20 protein-coding genes are annotated in these 16,611 nt (G+C 70.7%); 4 read left to right on the top strand and 16 right to left on the bottom strand.

The genetic code is table 11. From position 1 onward, the window contains the following. Positions 1 to 77: 77 nt before the first annotated feature. Together ACFY2L_RS00695 and ACFY2L_RS00700 are read right to left on the bottom strand one after the other, a co-directional pair. Positions 78 to 695: a DUF3618 domain-containing protein gene (locus ACFY2L_RS00695; RefSeq protein WP_390821164.1), complete on the bottom strand. Its 618-nt coding sequence runs from the start codon at positions 693 to 695 to the stop codon at positions 78 to 80. Positions 696 to 717: 22 nt separating this feature from the next. Beyond that, positions 718 to 1,122, bottom strand: a complete 405-nt coding sequence (locus tag ACFY2L_RS00700) for a phage holin family protein (protein ID WP_390656037.1) — start codon at positions 1,120 to 1,122, stop codon at positions 718 to 720. 163 nt (positions 1,123 to 1,285) lie between these two features. Here ACFY2L_RS00700 and dapA point away from each other — a divergent pair, with 163 nt between their 5' ends. After that, entirely contained in the window at positions 1,286 to 2,185 is a 900-nt protein-coding gene (dapA, locus tag ACFY2L_RS00705) for a 4-hydroxy-tetrahydrodipicolinate synthase (protein ID WP_390821165.1), read from the top strand. A gap of 217 nt (positions 2,186 to 2,402) precedes the next feature. Further along, positions 2,403 to 2,906, top strand: coding sequence for a hypothetical protein (locus ACFY2L_RS00710; protein WP_390656035.1), 504 nt, complete (start codon positions 2,403 to 2,405; stop codon positions 2,904 to 2,906). A 99-nt stretch (positions 2,907 to 3,005) separates the two neighbouring features. On the opposite strand, the gene dapD is transcribed toward ACFY2L_RS00710, so the two are convergent. The 4 genes from dapD to ACFY2L_RS00730 all read right to left on the bottom strand — a co-directional run bounded on the left by dapD (position 3,006) and on the right by ACFY2L_RS00730 (position 7,027). Continuing rightward, a complete protein-coding gene (gene dapD, locus ACFY2L_RS00715; RefSeq protein WP_390656034.1) occupies positions 3,006 to 3,995 on the bottom strand; it encodes a 2,3,4,5-tetrahydropyridine-2,6-dicarboxylate N-succinyltransferase in 990 nt (329 codons plus the stop codon). A 355-nt stretch (positions 3,996 to 4,350) separates the two neighbouring features. Then, complete coding sequence (locus ACFY2L_RS00720; protein ID WP_390656033.1) at positions 4,351 to 4,833, bottom strand: hypothetical protein; 483 nt, start codon at positions 4,831 to 4,833, stop codon at positions 4,351 to 4,353. 21 nt (positions 4,834 to 4,854) lie between these two features. Next, complete coding sequence (locus ACFY2L_RS00725) at positions 4,855 to 5,610, bottom strand: polymorphic toxin-type HINT domain-containing protein (RefSeq protein ID WP_390821166.1); 756 nt, start codon at positions 5,608 to 5,610, stop codon at positions 4,855 to 4,857. A 199-nt stretch (positions 5,611 to 5,809) separates the two neighbouring features. After that, the gene (locus ACFY2L_RS00730) at positions 5,810 to 7,027 is read right to left on the bottom strand and encodes an MFS transporter (protein WP_390821168.1); all 1,218 of its coding nucleotides are present in this window, start codon (positions 7,025 to 7,027) and stop codon (positions 5,810 to 5,812) included. A gap of 86 nt (positions 7,028 to 7,113) precedes the next feature. Here ACFY2L_RS00730 and ACFY2L_RS00735 point away from each other — a divergent pair, with 86 nt between their 5' ends. Then, positions 7,114 to 8,001 (top strand): winged helix-turn-helix transcriptional regulator, encoded by an 888-nt coding sequence (locus ACFY2L_RS00735; protein ID WP_390656030.1) that lies wholly within the window; start codon positions 7,114 to 7,116, stop codon positions 7,999 to 8,001. Here ACFY2L_RS00735 and ACFY2L_RS00740 read toward each other — a convergent pair. Both ACFY2L_RS00740 and ACFY2L_RS00745 read right to left on the bottom strand, forming a co-directional pair. Then, positions 7,967 to 8,527, bottom strand: a complete 561-nt coding sequence (locus ACFY2L_RS00740; RefSeq protein WP_390656029.1) for a TetR/AcrR family transcriptional regulator — start codon at positions 8,525 to 8,527, stop codon at positions 7,967 to 7,969. The two genes, ACFY2L_RS00735 and ACFY2L_RS00740, sit on opposite strands and share 35 nt — an antisense overlap. Next, positions 8,527 to 8,847 carry a DMT family transporter gene (locus ACFY2L_RS00745; RefSeq protein WP_390656028.1) on the bottom strand — a complete coding sequence of 107 codons (321 nt, stop codon included), beginning with the start codon at positions 8,845 to 8,847 and terminating at the stop codon, positions 8,527 to 8,529. Before ACFY2L_RS00745 ends, ACFY2L_RS00740 begins: the two co-directional genes overlap by 1 nt. 196 nt (positions 8,848 to 9,043) lie before the next feature. Between ACFY2L_RS00745 and ACFY2L_RS00750 the strand changes: the two genes are divergently transcribed. Continuing rightward, on the top strand, positions 9,044 to 9,907 hold the full coding sequence (locus tag ACFY2L_RS00750; protein WP_390656027.1) for an AbfB domain-containing protein: 864 nt from the start codon (positions 9,044 to 9,046) through the stop codon (positions 9,905 to 9,907). A 66-nt stretch (positions 9,908 to 9,973) separates the two neighbouring features. On the opposite strand, the gene ACFY2L_RS00755 is transcribed toward ACFY2L_RS00750, so the two are convergent. From ACFY2L_RS00755 to ACFY2L_RS00790, 8 genes are read right to left on the bottom strand one after another with little or no spacing between them, the layout of a single operon-like run. After that, positions 9,974 to 10,306, bottom strand: a complete 333-nt coding sequence (locus tag ACFY2L_RS00755; protein ID WP_390656026.1) for a metal-sulfur cluster assembly factor — start codon at positions 10,304 to 10,306, stop codon at positions 9,974 to 9,976. Continuing rightward, positions 10,303 to 10,770, bottom strand: a complete 468-nt coding sequence (gene sufU / locus ACFY2L_RS00760) for a Fe-S cluster assembly sulfur transfer protein SufU (protein ID WP_390656025.1) — start codon at positions 10,768 to 10,770, stop codon at positions 10,303 to 10,305. The genes ACFY2L_RS00755 and sufU overlap by 4 nt, the downstream gene beginning before the upstream one ends. Before the next feature lie 16 nt (positions 10,771 to 10,786). Next, positions 10,787 to 12,043 carry a cysteine desulfurase gene (locus tag ACFY2L_RS00765; RefSeq protein WP_390656024.1) on the bottom strand — a complete coding sequence of 419 codons (1,257 nt, stop codon included), beginning with the start codon at positions 12,041 to 12,043 and terminating at the stop codon, positions 10,787 to 10,789. Continuing rightward, on the bottom strand, positions 12,040 to 12,804 hold the full coding sequence (gene sufC, locus ACFY2L_RS00770) for a Fe-S cluster assembly ATPase SufC (protein ID WP_390656023.1): 765 nt from the start codon (positions 12,802 to 12,804) through the stop codon (positions 12,040 to 12,042). Before sufC ends, ACFY2L_RS00765 begins: the two co-directional genes overlap by 4 nt. A 7-nt stretch (positions 12,805 to 12,811) precedes the next feature. Then, positions 12,812 to 13,132, bottom strand: coding sequence for a non-heme iron oxygenase ferredoxin subunit (locus ACFY2L_RS00775; RefSeq protein ID WP_058926031.1), 321 nt, complete (start codon positions 13,130 to 13,132; stop codon positions 12,812 to 12,814). Continuing rightward, positions 13,132 to 14,349 carry a Fe-S cluster assembly protein SufD gene (sufD, locus tag ACFY2L_RS00780; RefSeq protein ID WP_390656022.1) on the bottom strand — a complete coding sequence of 406 codons (1,218 nt, stop codon included), beginning with the start codon at positions 14,347 to 14,349 and terminating at the stop codon, positions 13,132 to 13,134. Before sufD ends, ACFY2L_RS00775 begins: the two co-directional genes overlap by 1 nt. Positions 14,350 to 14,409: 60 nt before the next feature. Then, entirely contained in the window at positions 14,410 to 15,831 is a 1,422-nt protein-coding gene (sufB, locus tag ACFY2L_RS00785; protein ID WP_390656021.1) for a Fe-S cluster assembly protein SufB, read from the bottom strand. After that, positions 15,828 to 16,598: a helix-turn-helix transcriptional regulator gene (locus ACFY2L_RS00790; protein ID WP_390656020.1), complete on the bottom strand. Its 771-nt coding sequence runs from the start codon at positions 16,596 to 16,598 to the stop codon at positions 15,828 to 15,830. The genes sufB and ACFY2L_RS00790 overlap by 4 nt, the downstream gene beginning before the upstream one ends. Between the last annotated feature and the right edge of the window lie 13 nt (positions 16,599 to 16,611).

Consider the following 16,611-nt stretch of genomic DNA (forward strand, 5'->3'; position numbering starts at 1 on the left):
CGGGCATGCGGGCGAATGGGCGTGCATCGGCCCGGCACCCGCGTCCCGCGCATGCCGGGCCGATGTCCCCGGACGCCCTACTGGTGCCTGGCCCGGCGCCTCCCCAGGATCGCCGCCGCCACGAGCGCCACACCCGCCGCGCCGACGATCGCGACCGGCCGCGGGTGCCGCATCGCGAACCGCACGGGCCCGCGGACGGGGGCCGGCACCTGCTGCTCCACGGCCTGACCCGCGCGGGTCATCCGTCCGTGAGCGCTGTGGCCCGCCTCGATCGCCCGGCCCTGAGCTGTCTGCCCGGCCCGGGCCGCCCGCTCCTGGAGCACGTGCCCGGCGTGGGCCGCCCGCTCCTGGAGCACGTGCCCGGCCCGGGTCGACCGTTCCTGGAGCACGTGACCGGACCGGGTCGACCGCTCCTGGAGCACGTGACCGGCCCGGCTCGACCGCTCCTGGACGGCGTGACGTGCGTGCGACGCCTGCTCCTGGACCGTGTGACCGGCCTGGGCCGCCGTGCTGCGCAGCTGCACGGTCATCGCGCCGGCGCGGTCCCGGAGGTCCGCCGCGCGGGCCCGGGCCCGGCCGCGTACGTCCGTCTTGCCGGCCAGCTCCTCGACCGTGGCGCCCAGCTGGCTCCTGGTGCGGGCGATCTGCCGGCGCAGGTGCGCCGCTGTTTCCTTCGCCGTTTCCTTGTCCGTCATCGGTGCGCCCTTTCCGTGTCCGTCATCGGTGCGCCCTTTCCCTGATCTCCTCGACGTCGGCCCTGACGCTGCCGAGCGTCTCCTCGGGGGTGGGAGGCGCGGCCCGGCGCAGCTGGGCACGGCCGGTCGCGGCCAGCAGACCGGCGATCGCGAACAGCACCCCCGTCACGATGAGCGCCGCGGCCCAGACGGGCAGCACCAGCGAGAGGGCGGCGACGGCCGTTCCGGCGAGGGCGAGCAGCCCGGCATAGGCGAACGCGCCCGCGGCGCCGAGCAGTCCGCCGCCGCGTCCGGCCCGCCGGCCCTTCTCGGTGAGCTCCAGCTTCGCCAGGGTCAGTTCCTGTCGTACGAGCCGGGAGAGCTGTTCGGTGGCCTGGTTGACGAGTTCACCGACGGTGTGGTGCCCGGCTGGTTGTGTCGCGGTCACGGTGTTCCGCCTCCTCTCGATCGCGGGACACCGGGTACCCCGCCCGGCCTCCGCTATCCACCGTGGTGCGACCGGGCGAACCTTCCACCCATCAGTAATACTTATCGATATCCTGTAGCAGATTTAAGTGGAGCTTCACGGTCATGGCGCCGAGACTGCTGCCATGACGAACGCAGCCTCCCTGAACCCTCCCTTCGGCCGTGCCCTCTGCGCGATGGTCACCCCCTTCACCGGCTCGGGCGCGCTCGACCTCGACGGGGCGCAGCGGCTCGCCGCGTGGCTGGTGGGGCACGGCTGCGACGGGCTGGTGCTGTCCGGGACGACGGGCGAGTCGCCGACCACCTCGGACGCCGAGAAGGCGGAGCTGGTCACGGCGGTGCGGGAGGCGGTCGGCGACCGGGCGTCGGTCGTCGCGGGCGTCGGCACCCCGGACACCCGGCACACGGCCGAACTCGCCCGGTCGGCCGAGAAGGCGGGCGCGGACGGCGTACTCGTCGTCAGCCCGTACTACAGCAGGCCTCCGCAGGACGCCCTGGAGGCGCACTTCCTGGAGGTCGCCGACGCCTGCGGGCTGCCGGTGATGCTGTACGACATCCCCGGCCGGACCGGCACCCGGATCGAGCCGGAGACCCTGCTCCGGCTGGCCGCGCACCCCCGGATCGTCGCCGTCAAGGACTGCTCGTACGACTTCCTCGGTGCGCAGAAGGTGCTCGCCCGCACGGAGCTGGCGTACTACGCGGGCTGCGACGAGCACAATCTCGCCCTGTACGCGGTGGGCGGGGCGGGGTACGTCAGCACGGTCGCGAACGTGGTCCCGGAGCAACTGCGCGCGGTGCTCGACCTGTTCGACGCCGGTGACACCGGCGCGGCGGCCGCTCTCCAGCAACGGGCCACGGAACTGATCGAGTTGACGATGGCCGCCGGGCTGCCCGGCACCGTCACCGCGAAGGCCCTGCTGGGCGACCTGGGCCTGCCGGCCGGACCGGTCCGCCCGCCGCTGCGGCCCGCCGGCCGCGAGACGGTCGACGGGCTGCGGGCGGCCTACGAGCGGCTGGTGGGCTGACCGGCCCGGGAGCACGGGGTCGGCGGCCCACGAACCCCGGCTCCCAGGGGTCCGGCGTGCGGATGCCCCGGCATCCGGCGTCACCTTCTCTTCCCCCGGAAACGGGCCCGCTGCCCGGCCCCGTTCCCTCTGTGACGCTCCCGGCGGGCCGCCGCCATGCCCGCGGCGGCGAGAGAATTCCGGGGCGTCGGCGCGGGCGGCGCCCTACGGTGGGTGAATGAGCCGGCCGCTGCTTTTCCTCGACGTCGACGGGCCGCTGAATCCGTACGCCGCCCAGCCCGAGCGGCGCCCCGCCGGCTATACGACGATCAGGGCGTCCGTGCGGCCGGGCCGGCCGCTGCGGGTCTGGCTGCACCCCGGGCACGGCGCGGCGCTGCTCGGTCTTCCCTACGACCTGTGCTGGGCCACGACCTGGATGGCCGAGGCCAACCGCTGGATCGCGCCGGTGGTGGGACTGCCCGAGCTGCCGTACGTCGACTTCGGCGCGGCCCTTCTCGCCGAGCGGCCCGACGGCGTCCACTGGAAGACGGAGGCGCTCGTCGCCCACGCGGCGGGCCGCCCCTTCGCCTGGGTCGACGACGAACAGTCCGCCGCCGACTCGGCCTACGTCGCCACCCGCCACCCCGCCCCGGCACTCCTGCACCACGTCAGCCCGCGGCTGGGGCTGCGGGCGGGCGACTTCGAGACGCTGTCGGCGTTCGCGGCCGGCCTGCACGGATGACGCCCGCCGCACGACGCGGCGCCCTCCTGCCGACGGCTGGGGGCAGGAGGGCGCCTGGACGTCAGGTCCGGGACTGCCGCGGTCCCGGCTCGGGGTGCCTCAGTTGTGGCTGTGCAGAATGTCGTTCAGGCCGCCCCAGACCGCGTTGTTCGGGCGGGCCTCGACCGTGCCGGTGACCGAGTTGCGGCGGAAGAGGATGTGGGAGGCGCCGGAGAGTTCGCGGGCCTTGACGATCTGGCCGTCGGGCATCGTGACGCGGGTGCCCGCGGTGACGTAGAGGCCCGCCTCGACGACGCACTCGTCGCCGAGGGCGATGCCGACGCCCGCCTCGGCGCCGATGAGGCAGCGCTCGCCGATGGAGATGATGACGTTGCCGCCGCCGGAGAGCGTGCCCATCGTGGAGGCGCCGCCGCCGATGTCCGAGCCGTCGCCGATGATCACGCCGGCCGAGATGCGGCCCTCGACCATCGAGGTGCCGAGGGTGCCGGCGTTGAAGTTCACGAAGCCCTCGTGCATGACCGTCGTGCCCTCGGCGAGGTGCGCGCCGAGGCGGACGCGGTCGGCGTCGGCGATGCGGACGCCCTTGGGGGCGACGTAGTCCGTCATGCGCGGGAACTTGTCGATGGACGTCACCTGGAGGTGCAGGCCCTCGGCGCGGGCGTTCAGGCGGACCTTCTCGACGTCGTCGACGGCGACCGGGCCGAGGGAGGTCCAGGCGACGTTCGCGAGGTGGCCGAAGACGCCGTCCAGGTTCTGGCCGTGCGGCTTGACCAGGCGGTGCGAGAGGAGGTGGAGGCGGAGGTAGACGTCGTGCGCGTCGAGCGGCTTGTCGTCGAGGGAGGCGATGACCGTGCGGACCGCCACGACGTCGACGCCCCGGCGGGCGTCCGGGCCGATCGCCGCCGTGGCGGCTCCGCCGAGCAGTTCCGCGGCCCGCTCGGCGGACAGCCGCTCGGTGCCCGCGGGGCCGGGCTCCGCGGTGAGCTCGGGGGCGGGGAACCAGGTGTCGAGGATCGTGCCGTCGGCGGCGATGGTGGCGAGGCCGGCGGCCACCGCGCCGGTGGTGCTTGGAGCAGTCGTGTCGGTCATGAGGGAAAGCTAACCGGATGAGGCGTTCGGAGGCTAACCAGCGGGGGGCTGTCTCAGTGCGTGGCAGACCGGGTCCTGTCCGAGCGGCAGCGGGTGATCATCCGGACGGAGGTTCGGGTGTGGTCGCGGGACGAGAGAACGGGCTCCTCGGCAGTGACGCCGTGACGGCACCAGCACGACCGGGGAGGCCCGCTGCGACGCGGGCGACACCGTCCTCGTCACCGCCGGCTCGCCCGCCGGCGCTCCCGGCGGCACCAGCTGACACGTCGGGCACGAGCCCGGTACGACACCGAGGGCGCTCGCCCTTGCGGGGAGCGCCCTCGGCTCATGCGGTGGCCGACAAGCGGCTGCCGTTTCAGGCGGCCGGCAGACCTCCCACCGTCTCCCTCAGCCACGCGTGGTCACGCAGCTCCGGGTGGGCGGTGGTGATCAGCCGGAACGCCTCGGCCTTGGCCCGCTCGGTGAGCTGCCGCAGCTCGGGCCAGGCCAGCTCGGCCACCTGTGACGTGTAGTTCGTCGTGAGGGTGACGGTCGTCGCTTCGCGGCTGAAGGAGAACACGTGCTGGGTCACGGTCGTCTCCACCGCGACGCAGCTTGCGGTCTCGAGCTCTCCCCTCGCGTACTCCAGCATCAGTGCGAAGTCGACCACCGGCAGCCCCGGGGTGCGCAGGCTCAGATCCACGCCGTGGATGACGCACTGCACGTTCGCCAGGAAGAAGCTCGCGGAGAAGTCCGCGCCCGTCAGCTCCGGATGCTCCGGTCGGTCCCGGTTCTCCGGCCGCCAGTCGGGCGACCAGGAGACGTCCTCGGCACGGGGCTCGAAGGCGAAGGTGATCAACTGACTGTTCCTCCCTTCCGGCTACCAGACGTTCTTGGGCTGCGCGCTCTTGAGGTTGCCGAACTCGTCCACGAAGAGACGGATGCCGTTCTGGCCGTGGACGCCGGTCGTGACCTCGTCGAAGGCGTAGTCGATGTAGTTGCCTCCGCGCGGGTCGCCCTTGGCCCGGGGGACCTCCTTGCCGAACTGGGCCGCCTCCTCGATGAGCTTCTTGAGCTTGGTGGCGTCGATCCCCTCGGCGAACACGTTCTGCATCACGCCGTCCGCGTGGTACTTACCGCCCCAGAGGTGCTGGTTCGCGATGTGATCGAGCGCCCCCTTCGTGATCGTACGGCAGCTGATGTTGTGCACCAGCACGGCCGCGTCCCCGGCCGCGACGAAGTAGGAGTGGACGCCCTCCACCGTGAGGTCGTAGGTGACCTGCGGCTTGGTGTACGAGGTCACGTCGGCCACCGTGACGGTGCCGTGGTCCGCGGTTTGCAGCCGGTCACCGGCCCGCAGACGCCCGGCGTCCGTCCAGGAGCGGGTGGTGAGGTCGTAGAACGGGTGGTCCGACGTACCGGTGAGGGTGCGCCGCCCGCCCGGCGTGGCCACGGTCACGTCCGTGAACCGGGTGTCGGTGGTCGTGCGGTGCGTCAGCACCACCTCGTGCCGCTGCACGGCCGGGTCGCCCGGCTGCGCGTTGAGGACCCGGTCCCCGGCGGTGACGTTCTCGATGGCGCGGACGCTGCCGTCGGCCATCTTCACCATCGTGCCCGCGACGAAGCTGTGCTTCACGCAGAACGACACGCCCTTGGCGAGCCGAGCGTCGATGATGAGCTTCAGCCCCTTGAGGGTCTTGCGTGCTTTCGCGGCCCCTAAGTCCCCGTCTGCAGCGTGCGGTCAACACGCGTCCCCCGCGCCCCTCCCCGTGGGGACGCGATCATCATGACACCGGAGGCGCCTTCACGAAACCTTGATCGCCGGCGCGCTCCGGTCAGGCGGCTTGTGGGACCGCCGTCTCCCGGTCTTCCGGGCTTTCCCGCTCGTCGGGCCCGCTCCGGTGCGGCCTGGTGAGCAGGACGGCCGCTCCCGCTGTCACCGCCGACATCGCGCAGAGCGGCCACAGGGCCGCGGGGGCCGTTTCGTAGAGGGCGCCGCCCAGCGGGGCCGCCAGGACGACGCCGCTGATGGAGACGCCCGCGTACAGGGACTGGAAGCGGCCCTGGACGTGCGGTGGGGCCTCGTCGGCCATGTACGCCGTGGCCGTCGTCTTGTAGAGGAGTTCGCCGAGGGTGAGAAGGATCATCATCGTCGCCGCGGTGAGGAGGGTCTGTCCGAGGAGCAGGGTGGCGTAGCCCGCGCCCACGAGGAGCAGACCGGTGCCCACGATGCGCAGGGGCGCGTGCCGGCGCAGGGCCAGTGCCGCCGGCAGTTCCAGGCAGAGCAGGACACCGCCGTTGATCGCGAGCAGGGTGCCGTAGACGCCGACGTCCATGTGGTGGTCGGCCAGGAAGAGGGGGAACGTCGAGTACTGCTGCCGGTAGACGACGTCGGTCACGAGGACGGCGAGGAGCAGGACCAGGACCGCCGGCCGGGCGCGCAGGGCCGGCCACACGCCGCCCCGGTCGCGGGGCGGGCGGGTGCGGGGGGCGAGTCCGGCGGGGACCGCGCGGGCGGTCCAGCAGGCGAGGGTCAGGCCGCCAAGGCCCTCGGCCACGTAGAGCCAGTCGTAGGAGAGGTGGGTCGCCACCAGGGCGCCCAGGACGGGGCCGATGGTGAAGCCGCCGTTGGCCGAGGCGCGGACCAGGGCGAAGGCCTGGCGCCGGGTGCCCTCGGGGACGATCACGGCGACCAGCGCGGAGTTGGCCGCCCGCTGGACGCCCGAGGCGTACTGGGCGAGGGGGAGGGCGAGGTAGAGGGCGGGGGTCGGCAGGAGGGGGACGGCGGCGAGGAGAAGGCCGGAGGCGGCCGCCGCGGTCAGCAGGACGCGGCGGTGGCCCAGATGGTCGCCGTACCAGCCGCCGGTGAAGTTGCCCGCGACCAGACCGGTGCCGCCCAGTCCGACCAGCAGGCCCGCCGCGCCGGGGCTCATGTCGCGCGGGCCGGTCAGGTAGAGGAAGAGGAAGACGAAGGTGACGCTGACGATCATGTTGATGAACGTTCCGGCCGCCAGCAGCCACACCGCGCGCGGCAGGTCCCGTAGTCCTCGCACCTGTCCCCCGATCCCGAGTGAGTTCCCTTTGGGAACTCACTGTGTCAGCATGGCAGCCTCCGGTCAATGGAGAAAGGAGCCCCGCCATGGCCCGCAGGACGAGCCTCGAGGACTCCGGCTGCGCCATCGCGCAGGCGCTGGACGTCGTGGGCGACTGGTGGACGCTGCTGATCGTGCGGGACGCCGCGCGGGGTGTGCACCGGTTCGACGCGCTGCAGCATGAACTCGGGCTGTCCCGGAAGGTGTTGACCGAGCGGCTGCGCCTGCTGGTGGAGGCGGAGGTGCTGACGCGGGTGCCGTATCAGGAGCGGCCCGTGCGGTACGAGTACCGGCTCACCGCGAAGGGGCGGGCGCTGCTGCCGGTGCTGGTGGCCCTTCAGGACTGGGGCGACGCCTGGGTGCTGGGGGACGGCCGCACGACGGCGACGGCGGAGGAGGCGTCCGCCGAGGGGCGGCGGGTGCACGCGCTGGCGGGGACGCGGGTTCCGGAGCTCCGGCTGGTCGACGACCGGGGCACGCCGAGGGATCCGGTCGACGGCGGGGCGGCGTTCACCGTCGTGTACTGCTTTCCCGGCGCCTTCGCGCGCGGCGACTCCTATCCCCCGGGCTGGTCGGACATTCCCGGGACCACGGGGTGCACGCTGGAGTCCTGTACGTACCGGGACCGGCTCGCGGAGTTCCGGGCGGCGGGGGCCGTCGTGCACGGGGTGTCCACCCAACGGGCTGACGAACAGCGGGCGTTCTCGGAGAAGGAGGGGCTCGGGTTTCCGCTGCTGTCGGACGCCGGGCTGTCGTTGATCGGGGCGCTGCGGCTGCCCACGTTCCGGGCGGCGGGGGCGAGCCGGCTGAAGCGGCTGACGCTGGTGGTCGACCGGGAGCGGGTGGTGCGGGACGTGCAGTATCCGGTGACGGACGTGGCGGGGAGCGTGGAGGCGGCGCTCAGCGTCGTGCGGCGGCTCGGGCGGGGGGAATGAGCCGGGCCAGGACCTCGCGGGCGTACTCCTCGTCGTAGGGGGTGTCGGTGAGCAGGACCTGGAGGCAGATGCCGTCCATGAGGGCGACCAGGGCGCGGGCCGTGGCGGGGTCCGTGCGGGGGGCGAGCAGGGCGGCCAGCTCGTCGGCCCACTCGGCGGCCACCGGGCGCAGGGCGGGGCGGCGCAGGGCGGCCAGGTAGAGCTCGTACTCCAGCTCCACGCCGGTGCGGTCGCCGGCCAGCCATTCGCCCAGCCATCCGGCCAGCTCGGCGGGCAGGTCGGCCCGGGGGTCGGAGAGGCCGCCGCGGGACGCGATCACCTTGGCGAAGCCCTCGTTGGCCTGGCGCAGGGCGGCGGTCATCAAGTCGTCGAGGGTGGTGAAGTGGTACGTGGTGGAGCCCAGGGGGACGTCCGCCTCGGCCGCGACCGAGCGGTGGGTGAGCCCGGCCAGGCCCTTGCGGCCCACCACGCGGATCGCCGCGTCGATGATCCGCTGGCGGCGCTCGGGGTCGTGACGGCGGGGCATCAGTGCGCACCCCCGAGGTTCAGGACCACCACTCCGCCGATGATCAGCGCGATCCCGACGACCCGGGTGAGGGTGAGGGTCTCGCCGAAGAGGGCGAGCCCGATGACGGCGATGGTCGCGGTGCCGGCCCCGGCCCAGATCGCGTACGCCGTGCCGATCCCGACGGACTTGAGGGTCTGGGCGAGCAGCAGGAAGGAGAGGACGTATCCGGCGGCCGTCAGAAGGGTGGGCCAGAGCCTGCTGAAGCCCTCGCTGTACTTCATGGCGGTCGTCGCGGCCACCTCGGCGGCGATGGCTCCGGAGAGCGTCAGGTAACCCATGTGTACGAGCGTACACAACGGGAGGAGCGATGTGTACGGGTGTACGCATCCTCGGGGCGAGGCTATGAAAGCGTTATCGAAAGCGCTCCCTCAAACGGCTGAACGCGCGCCACAGGTTCCACTACTGTTTCACCGTTCACATACCGGGCCATCGCAGCCGCGGCCGCCTTCAGGAGCGCCGCTGGAGGAACAGCGCATGCCAGAAAACAAGTCCCGGCCACCCCAGGATCGACCGTGGGAGCACGGCTGGGCCCCGGACACCTCCCGGGCTCCCGGAACCCGGCGGCTCTGGCTGGCCGGTGTCCTCGCCGTGGCCACCGTCGTCGCCTGTGTCACGGCAATCGCCGTCAACGACCGGGATGCTGACGAACGGTCGGACGCCCGCGAGGGGCGGACCCTGTCCGACGACGCGACGTCGGACGGGCTGATCTCGTTCGCCACGCCCTCGGCGGGCGGCGCGTCCTCGGCCGCGGCCGGCCACCAGGGCGGCAAGAGCCCCTCCGCGTCGGCCTCTTCGTCGGCTTCGGCATCGGCCTCCGCCTCGTCCTCCGCCGGCTCGAAGGACAGCGGTCCGACGCCCTCGGGCAAGGCCTCGGCCTCGGCCTCGGCCACCAGGAAGCCGTCCGACCCCGCGCCGACCAGCTACGAACGGTCGGTGAACTCGGTCAACTACCCTGACCGCTACTGGCATGTGAGCAGTGATCAGGTGAAGCTGGACCCGGTGCGCGGCTCGGAGTCGCGCGAGGACTCCACCTTCACCGTGGTCAGGGGCCTGACCGACAGCGCCTGTTTCTCGTTCAAGACCTCCGACGGCAGGTACCTGCGGCACCGCAGCTTCGTCCTGCGCGCCGAACGCTACGACGGAACCTCCCTGTTCAAGCAGGACGCCACCTTCTGCTCCCGCGGCTCCTCCTACTCCGGGGCGGTCATGCTGGAGTCGGTCAACTACCCGGGCCGGTACCTGCGTCACAAGGACTTCCAGATCCGGCTCGACCCGTACCAGAACTCGGACCTGTACCGGGCGGACTCCTCCTTCCGGTTCGTGGCCGGTCTGGGCTGAGACACGAAAACAGCGGTGGGCGGCACCCCGGCCGGGTGCCGCCCACCGCTGTGCTCGCGGGTGATCTCAGACGTTGAAGCCGAGCGCGCGCAGCTGCTCGCGGCCGTCGTCCGTGATCTTGTCCGGGCCCCACGGCGGCATCCAGACCCAGTTGATGCGCAGTTCGCTGACGAGGCCGTCCGTGGCGGACTTGGCCTGGTCCTCGATGACGTCGGTCAGCGGACACGCCGCCGAGGTCAGGGTCATGTCGACGGTCGCGATGTTCGCGTCGTCGACGTGGATGCCGTAGATCAGGCCCAGGTTGACGACGTCGATGCCCAGCTCGGGGTCGACGACGTCCATCAGGGCCTCGCGGAGCTCCTCCTCCGAGGCGGGCTTCATTTCGATGGTCTCACTCATGCCGTCTTCCTTTCGGCGTCGGCTCCGCCCAGGGCCTGGGCCGTCGCGTCCTTCCACGCCATCCAGCTGAGGAGGGCGCACTTGACCCGGGCCGGGTACTTGGAGACACCGGCGAACGCGACCGCGTCCTCCAGCACCTCCTCCATCGCGTCGTCCGGTTCGATCCGGCCCTTGGACTGCATCAGCTCCAGGAAGGTCTCCTGGATCTTCTGCGCGTCCACCAGGTCCTTGCCGACCAGGAGTTCGTTCAGGACGGACGCACTGGCCTGGCTGATGGAGCAGCCCTGGCCCTCGTACGAGACGTCCTCGATCCTCGTGCCGTCGTACTTCACACGGAGGGTGATCTCGTCACCGCACGTGGGATTGACGTGATGCACCTCGGCGTCGCCATCGCGCAGACCACGCCCGTGCGGGTTCTTGTAGTGGTCCAGGATGACTTCCTGGTACATGGAGTCCAGCTTCACCTTTTCAGCACGCCCCTCAGCCGAAGAAGTTCCGTACGTGCTCCAGGCCGTCGACCAGTGCGTCGATCTCGGCCGGCGTGGAGTACAGATAGAACGACGCTCGCGTGGTCGCGGGAATTCCGTACCGGAGGCACACGGGGCGGGCGCAGTGGTGCCCGACCCGGACCGCGATGCCCTGCTCGTCCAGTACCTGGCCCACGTCGTGCGGGTGGATGTCGCCGAGCGTGAAGGAGATCGCCGCGCCCCGGTCCTCGGCCGTGGTCGGGCCGATGATCCGCAGGTCGGGGACCTCGCCCAGCTTCTTCACCGCGTACTCGGTGAGCGCGTGCTCGTGGGCGAGGATCTTGTCCATGCCGATCGACTGCAGATAGTCGATCGCCGCGCCCAGGCCCACGGCCTGAGCGATCGGGGGCGTGCCCGCCTCGAACTTGTGGGGGGCCGGCGCGTAGGTCGAGGAGTGCATCGACACCGTCTCGATCATCTCGCCGCCGCCGAGGAACGGAGGCAGGTCCTCCAGGAGCTCCTGGCGGCCCCACAGCACGCCGATGCCCGTCGGGCCGCACATCTTGTGGCCGGTGAAGGCCACGAAGTCGGCCTGGAGGGCCTGTACGTCCATCGGCATGTGCGGCGCGGCCTGCGAGGCGTCGATGCAGACCAGCGCACCGACCTCCTGCGCGCGGCGCACTATCGCCTCGACCGGGTTGACCGTGCCCAGGATGTTCGACACCAGCACGAAGGAGACGATCTTCGTCTTCTCCGTGATGATCTCGTCGATGTTGGACAGGTCGAGGCGGCCGTCGTCGGTGAGGCCGAACCACTTCAGCTTCGCGCCCGTGCGCTGCGCCAGCAGCTGCCACGGCACGATGTTGGAGTGGTGCTCCATCTCCGTGATGACGATCTCGGTCTCGCGGTCCACCCGGTAGGGCTCGTCGGCCCAGCCGAGCATGTTCGCCACGAGGTTGAGCGACTCGGAGGCGTTCTTGGTGAAGATCACCTCGTCGCGGCTGGGCGCGTTGATGAACGCCGCCACCTTGTCGCGCGCGCCCTCGTACAGCGCCGTGGCCTCCTCGGCGAGCACATGCACACCGCGGTGGACGTTGGCGTTGTAGCGCTCGTAGTACTCGCTCAGGGCGTCCAGCACCTGGCGCGGCTTCTGCGAGGTCGCCGCGTTGTCCAGGTACACGAGCTTCCGGTCGTCGTGGACCTGGCGGTCCAGGATGGGGAAGTCCTTGCGGATCGCCTCGGTGTCGAGGAGGCCCGGCATCTGTGTCACGCGGATACGCCACCCTTCGTGTATGCCTCGTACCCCTCGTTCTCCAGCTTGTCGGCGAGCTCGGCACCGCCGGACTCGACGATCCGGCCGCCGGAGAACACGTGGACGAAGTCGGGCTTGATGTAGCGCAGGATGCGCGTGTAGTGCGTGATCAGCAGGGTGCCGACCTCGCCGGACTCGCGGACGCGGTTGACGCCCTCGGAGACGACCCGCAGCGCGTCGACGTCCAGGCCGGAGTCCGTCTCGTCGAGGATCGCGATCTTCGGCTTGAGCAGTTCGAGCTGGAGGATCTCGTGGCGCTTCTTCTCACCGCCGGAGAAGCCCTCGTTGACGTTGCGCTCGGCGAAGGCGGAGTCCATGTGCAGGCGCTCCATGGCCTCCTTGACCTCCTTCACCCAGGTGCGCAGCTTGGGGGCCTCGCCGCGGATCGCGGTGGCGGAGGTGCGCAGGAAGTTGGAGACCGAGACGCCGGGGACCTCGACCGGGTACTGCATCGCCAGGAACAGGCCGGCACGGGCGCGCTCGTCGACGGACATCTCCAGGACGTCCTCGCCGTCGAGGGTGACGGTGCCGCCGGTGATCGTGTACTTCGGGTGGCCCGCGAGGGAGTAGGCGAGGGTCGACTTGCCGGAGCCGTTGGGGCCCATGATGGCGTGCGTCTCGCCCTGCTTCACGGTCAGGTCGACGCCCTTGAGGATCTCCTTCGTGGCGTTGTCGGCCTCGACGGTGACGCGCAGGTCTCGGATTTCAAGCGTTGCCATGGGTGCCTCAGGACTCCTGGTTGAGGGAGACGAGAACGTCGTCCCCTTCGATCTTTACGGGGTATACGGGGACGGGGCGCGTCGCGGGGAGGCCGGACGGCTTGCCGGTGCGCAGGTCGAAGCTGGAGCCGTGCAGCCAGCACTCGATCTGGCAGTCCTCCACCTCGCCCTCGGAGAGGGAGACGTTCGCGTGCGAGCAGATGTCGTGGATCGCGAACACCTCGCCCTCGGTCTTCACGACCGAGACCGGCGTGCCGTCGAGTTCCACCCGCTTCGGGGTGTCCTCCTCCAGCTCGCTCAGCCCACAGGCGCGTACGAACGCTGACATCAGACCGACGCCTCCAGCTCCTCGTCGATCTTCTCCAGCAGTCGCGCCTCGATGTCGTCGACGCCGATCTGCTGGACCAGCTCGGCGAAGAAGCCGCGGACCACCAGGCGACGGGCCTCGTCGGCGGGGATGCCGCGGGCCATCAGGTAGAAGAGCTGCTCGTCGTCGAAGCGGCCGGTCGCGGAGGCGTGCCCGGCGCCGACGATCTCGCCGGTCTCGATCTCCAGGTTCGGCACCGAGTCGACCCGGGCGCCGTCCGTGAGGACCAGGTTGCGGTTCATCTCGTAGGTGTCGGTGCCCTCGGCCGCGGCCTCGATGAGCACGTCACCGATCCACACGGCGTGGGCGCTGTCGCCCTGGAGCGCGCCCTTGTAGACGACGTTGGACTTGCAGTGCGGGACGTTGTGGTCGACCAGGAGGCGGTGCTCCTGGTGCTGGCCGGCGTCCGTGAAGTACAGCCCGAGCAGCTCGGCCTCGCCGCCGGGGCCGGCGTAGGAGACGCGCGGGTGCAGCCGTACGAGGTCGCCGCCGAAGGTCACCACGACCGACTTGAAGCTCGCGTCCCGCCCGATGAGGGCGTTGTGCTGGGCCACGTGCACGGCCTTGTCGTCCCAGTCCTGGACGGAGACGACGGTCAGCTTGGCGCCGTCGCCCAGGATGTAGTCGACGTTGGCGGCGAGCACGGCGTCACCGGTGTGGTCGATGACGACGACGGCCTCGGCGAAGGCTCCCAGCTCGATCACCTGGTGGCCGTAGGCGACCCCGCCCTCGCCGTGCACGGCGATCCGGATCGGCTCGGTGAGGACCTTCTCCTTGGGGACGGTGACCACGCCGGCCTTCTCGAACGCGGAGTACGCCTGGGCGGCGACGCGGTCCACCGGGGTGCCCGCCCTGCCGATCCGGGCGTCGTCACGGCCGACGGTCTCGACCGTGACGCCCTCGGGGGCCTCGACGGCGACCTTGACGCCCTCGCCGGTCGCGACGGCGGTGCCGTCGTGCAGACCGCGCAGGCGCTCCAGCGGGGTGAACCGCCACTCCTCCTCGCGGCCGTGCGGGACCGGGAAGTCCGCGACGTCGAAGGACGGGGGCGCGCTCATGCGCGTGGCGACGGTCGACTCGGCGGCCACCGCGATCTGGCCGGCGGTCGTGCTGCCCACCGGTGGGGGTCCCCCCGCCCGAGCGGAGTCGAGGGTGGGGGAGTTCTGGGCGTCAGCCATGGCTGTCGGTCTGCTCTCTTCCTACGTCAGAATTGCTGGCTGCTTACCTGGAGACCGGTCTTAACCGACCGCGCCTTCCATCTGCAGCTCGATCAGCCGGTTGAGCTCCAGCGCGTACTCCATCGGCAGCTCCTTCGCGATGGGCTCGACGAAGCCGCGCACGATCATGGCCATCGCCTCGAACTCGCTGAGGCCACGGCTCATCAGGTAGAAGAGCTGGTCCTCGGAGACCTTGGAGACGGTCGCCTCGTGGCCCATGGACACGTCGTCCTCGCGGACGTCCACGTAGGGGTACGTGTCGGAGCGGGAGATGGTGTCGACGAGCAGCGCGTCGCACAGCACGTTGGACTTCGAGCCGTGGGCGCCCTCGCCGATCTCGACGAGACCGCGGTAGGAGGTACGACCGCCGCCGCGCGCCACCGACTTGGAGACGATGTTGGAGGAGGTGTTCGGCGCCATGTGGACCATCTTGGAGCCGGCGTCCTGGTGCTGGCCCTCGCCCGCGAAGGCGATGGAGAGGGTCTCGCCCTTGGCGTGCTCGCCCATGAGGTAGACGGCCGGGTACTTCATCGTCACCTTGGAGCCGATGTTGCCGTCGATCCACTCCATGGTGGCGCCCTCGTAGGCGACGGCGCGCTTGGTCACCAGGTTGTAGACGTTGTTCGACCAGTTCTGGATGGTCGTGTAGCGGCAGCGGGCGTTCTTCTTGACGATGATCTCGACGACCGCGGAGTGCAGCGAGTCCGACTTGTAGATCGGAGCGGTACAGCCCTCGACGTAGTGCACGTAGGCACCCTCGTCGACGATGATCAGGGTCCGCTCGAACTGGCCCATGTTCTCCGTGTTGATACGGAAGTAGGCCTGCAGCGGGATCTCCACGTGGACGCCCGGCGGGACGTAGATGAAGGAGCCACCGGACCACACGGCGGTGTTCAGGGCCGCGAACTTGTTGTCACCGGCGGGGATGACGGTCCCGAAGTACTCCTTGAAGAGCTCCGGGTGCTCCTTCAGCGCGGTGTCGGTGTCGAGGAAGATGACGCCCTGCTCCTCCAGGTCCTCGCGGATCTGGTGGTAGACGACCTCCGACTCGTACTGCGCGGCGACACCGGCGACCAGGCGCTGCTTCTCCGCCTCGGGGATGCCGAGCTTGTCGTACGTGTTCTTGATGTCCTCGGGCAGGTCCTCCCAGGACTCCGCCTGCTTCTCCGTGGAGCGCACGAAGTACTTGATGTTGTCGAAGTCGATACCGGAGAGGTCGGAGCCCCAGTTCGGCATGGGCTTCTTCTCGAAGAGCTTCAGGCCCTTGAGGCGCAGCTTCGTCATCCACTCCGGCTCGGACTTCTTGCCGGAGATGTCCTTGACGACGTCCTCGTTCAGACCGCGCTTCGCCGCTGCACCGGCCTCGTCGGAGTCGGCCCAGCCGTATTCGTACTTGCCCAGGCCCTCGAGTTCGGGGTGGGCAGTCTCCGTGGGGAGAGTCATGCGGGGTTCCTCCCGGCCGTGCTGGCAGATGCGTTGTGGCTCTGGTGATGGGTCTGGGAAATCTGGGGGATGAACGTCGTGCAGACGCCGTCGCCGTGGGCGATGGTCGCCAGTCGCTGGACGTGCGTTCCGAGGAGCTGGGAGAAGATCTCGGTCTCGGCCTCGCAGAGCTGCGGAAACTCTTCCGCTACATGGGCGACGGGGCAGTGGTGCTGGCAGAGCTGCTCGCCCTTCTGGGGGAGCGGCGCGCTGCGTGCCGTAGCAGCGTACCCGTCGGCGCTCAAGGCCTTGGCCAGTGCTTCCGTCCGCTCCTCGGGGGCGGCGGCCTCGACGGCCCTGCGGTAGGCGTCGGCCTGCTCGGCGATCCTCGCGCGCGCGAAGGCGACGACGGCCTCGTCCCCGCCGAAGCGCTGCTGGATCCAGCGCAGGGCGTCCGCGGCGAGCTTGTCGTAGGACTGGTCGAAGGCGTCCCGGCCACAGTCGGTGAGGGCGAAGACCTTGGCGGGGCGCCCGCGGGTCCGCGCTCCGTACACCCGCTGCTCACGGGCCTCCACGACGTCGTCGGCGACCAGTGCGTCGAGGTGACGGCGTACGGCCGCGGGGGTGAGCCCCAGCCGTCCGGCCAGCTCGGTCACGGTCGACGGCCCGTGGTCCAGGATGGACCGCGCGACCCGGTTGCGCGTCGAACGATCCGAGCGCACCCCAGCCGCGAGCTCCTCCTGAGGGGCACCCGTGGGGGTCGCCCGAGCCTCGCCGACGTTTTTCACAACGCCATTGTTG

This window comes from Streptomyces sp. NPDC001381, assembly GCF_042895685.1.
Lineage (GTDB): Bacteria > Actinomycetota > Actinomycetes > Streptomycetales > Streptomycetaceae > Streptomyces.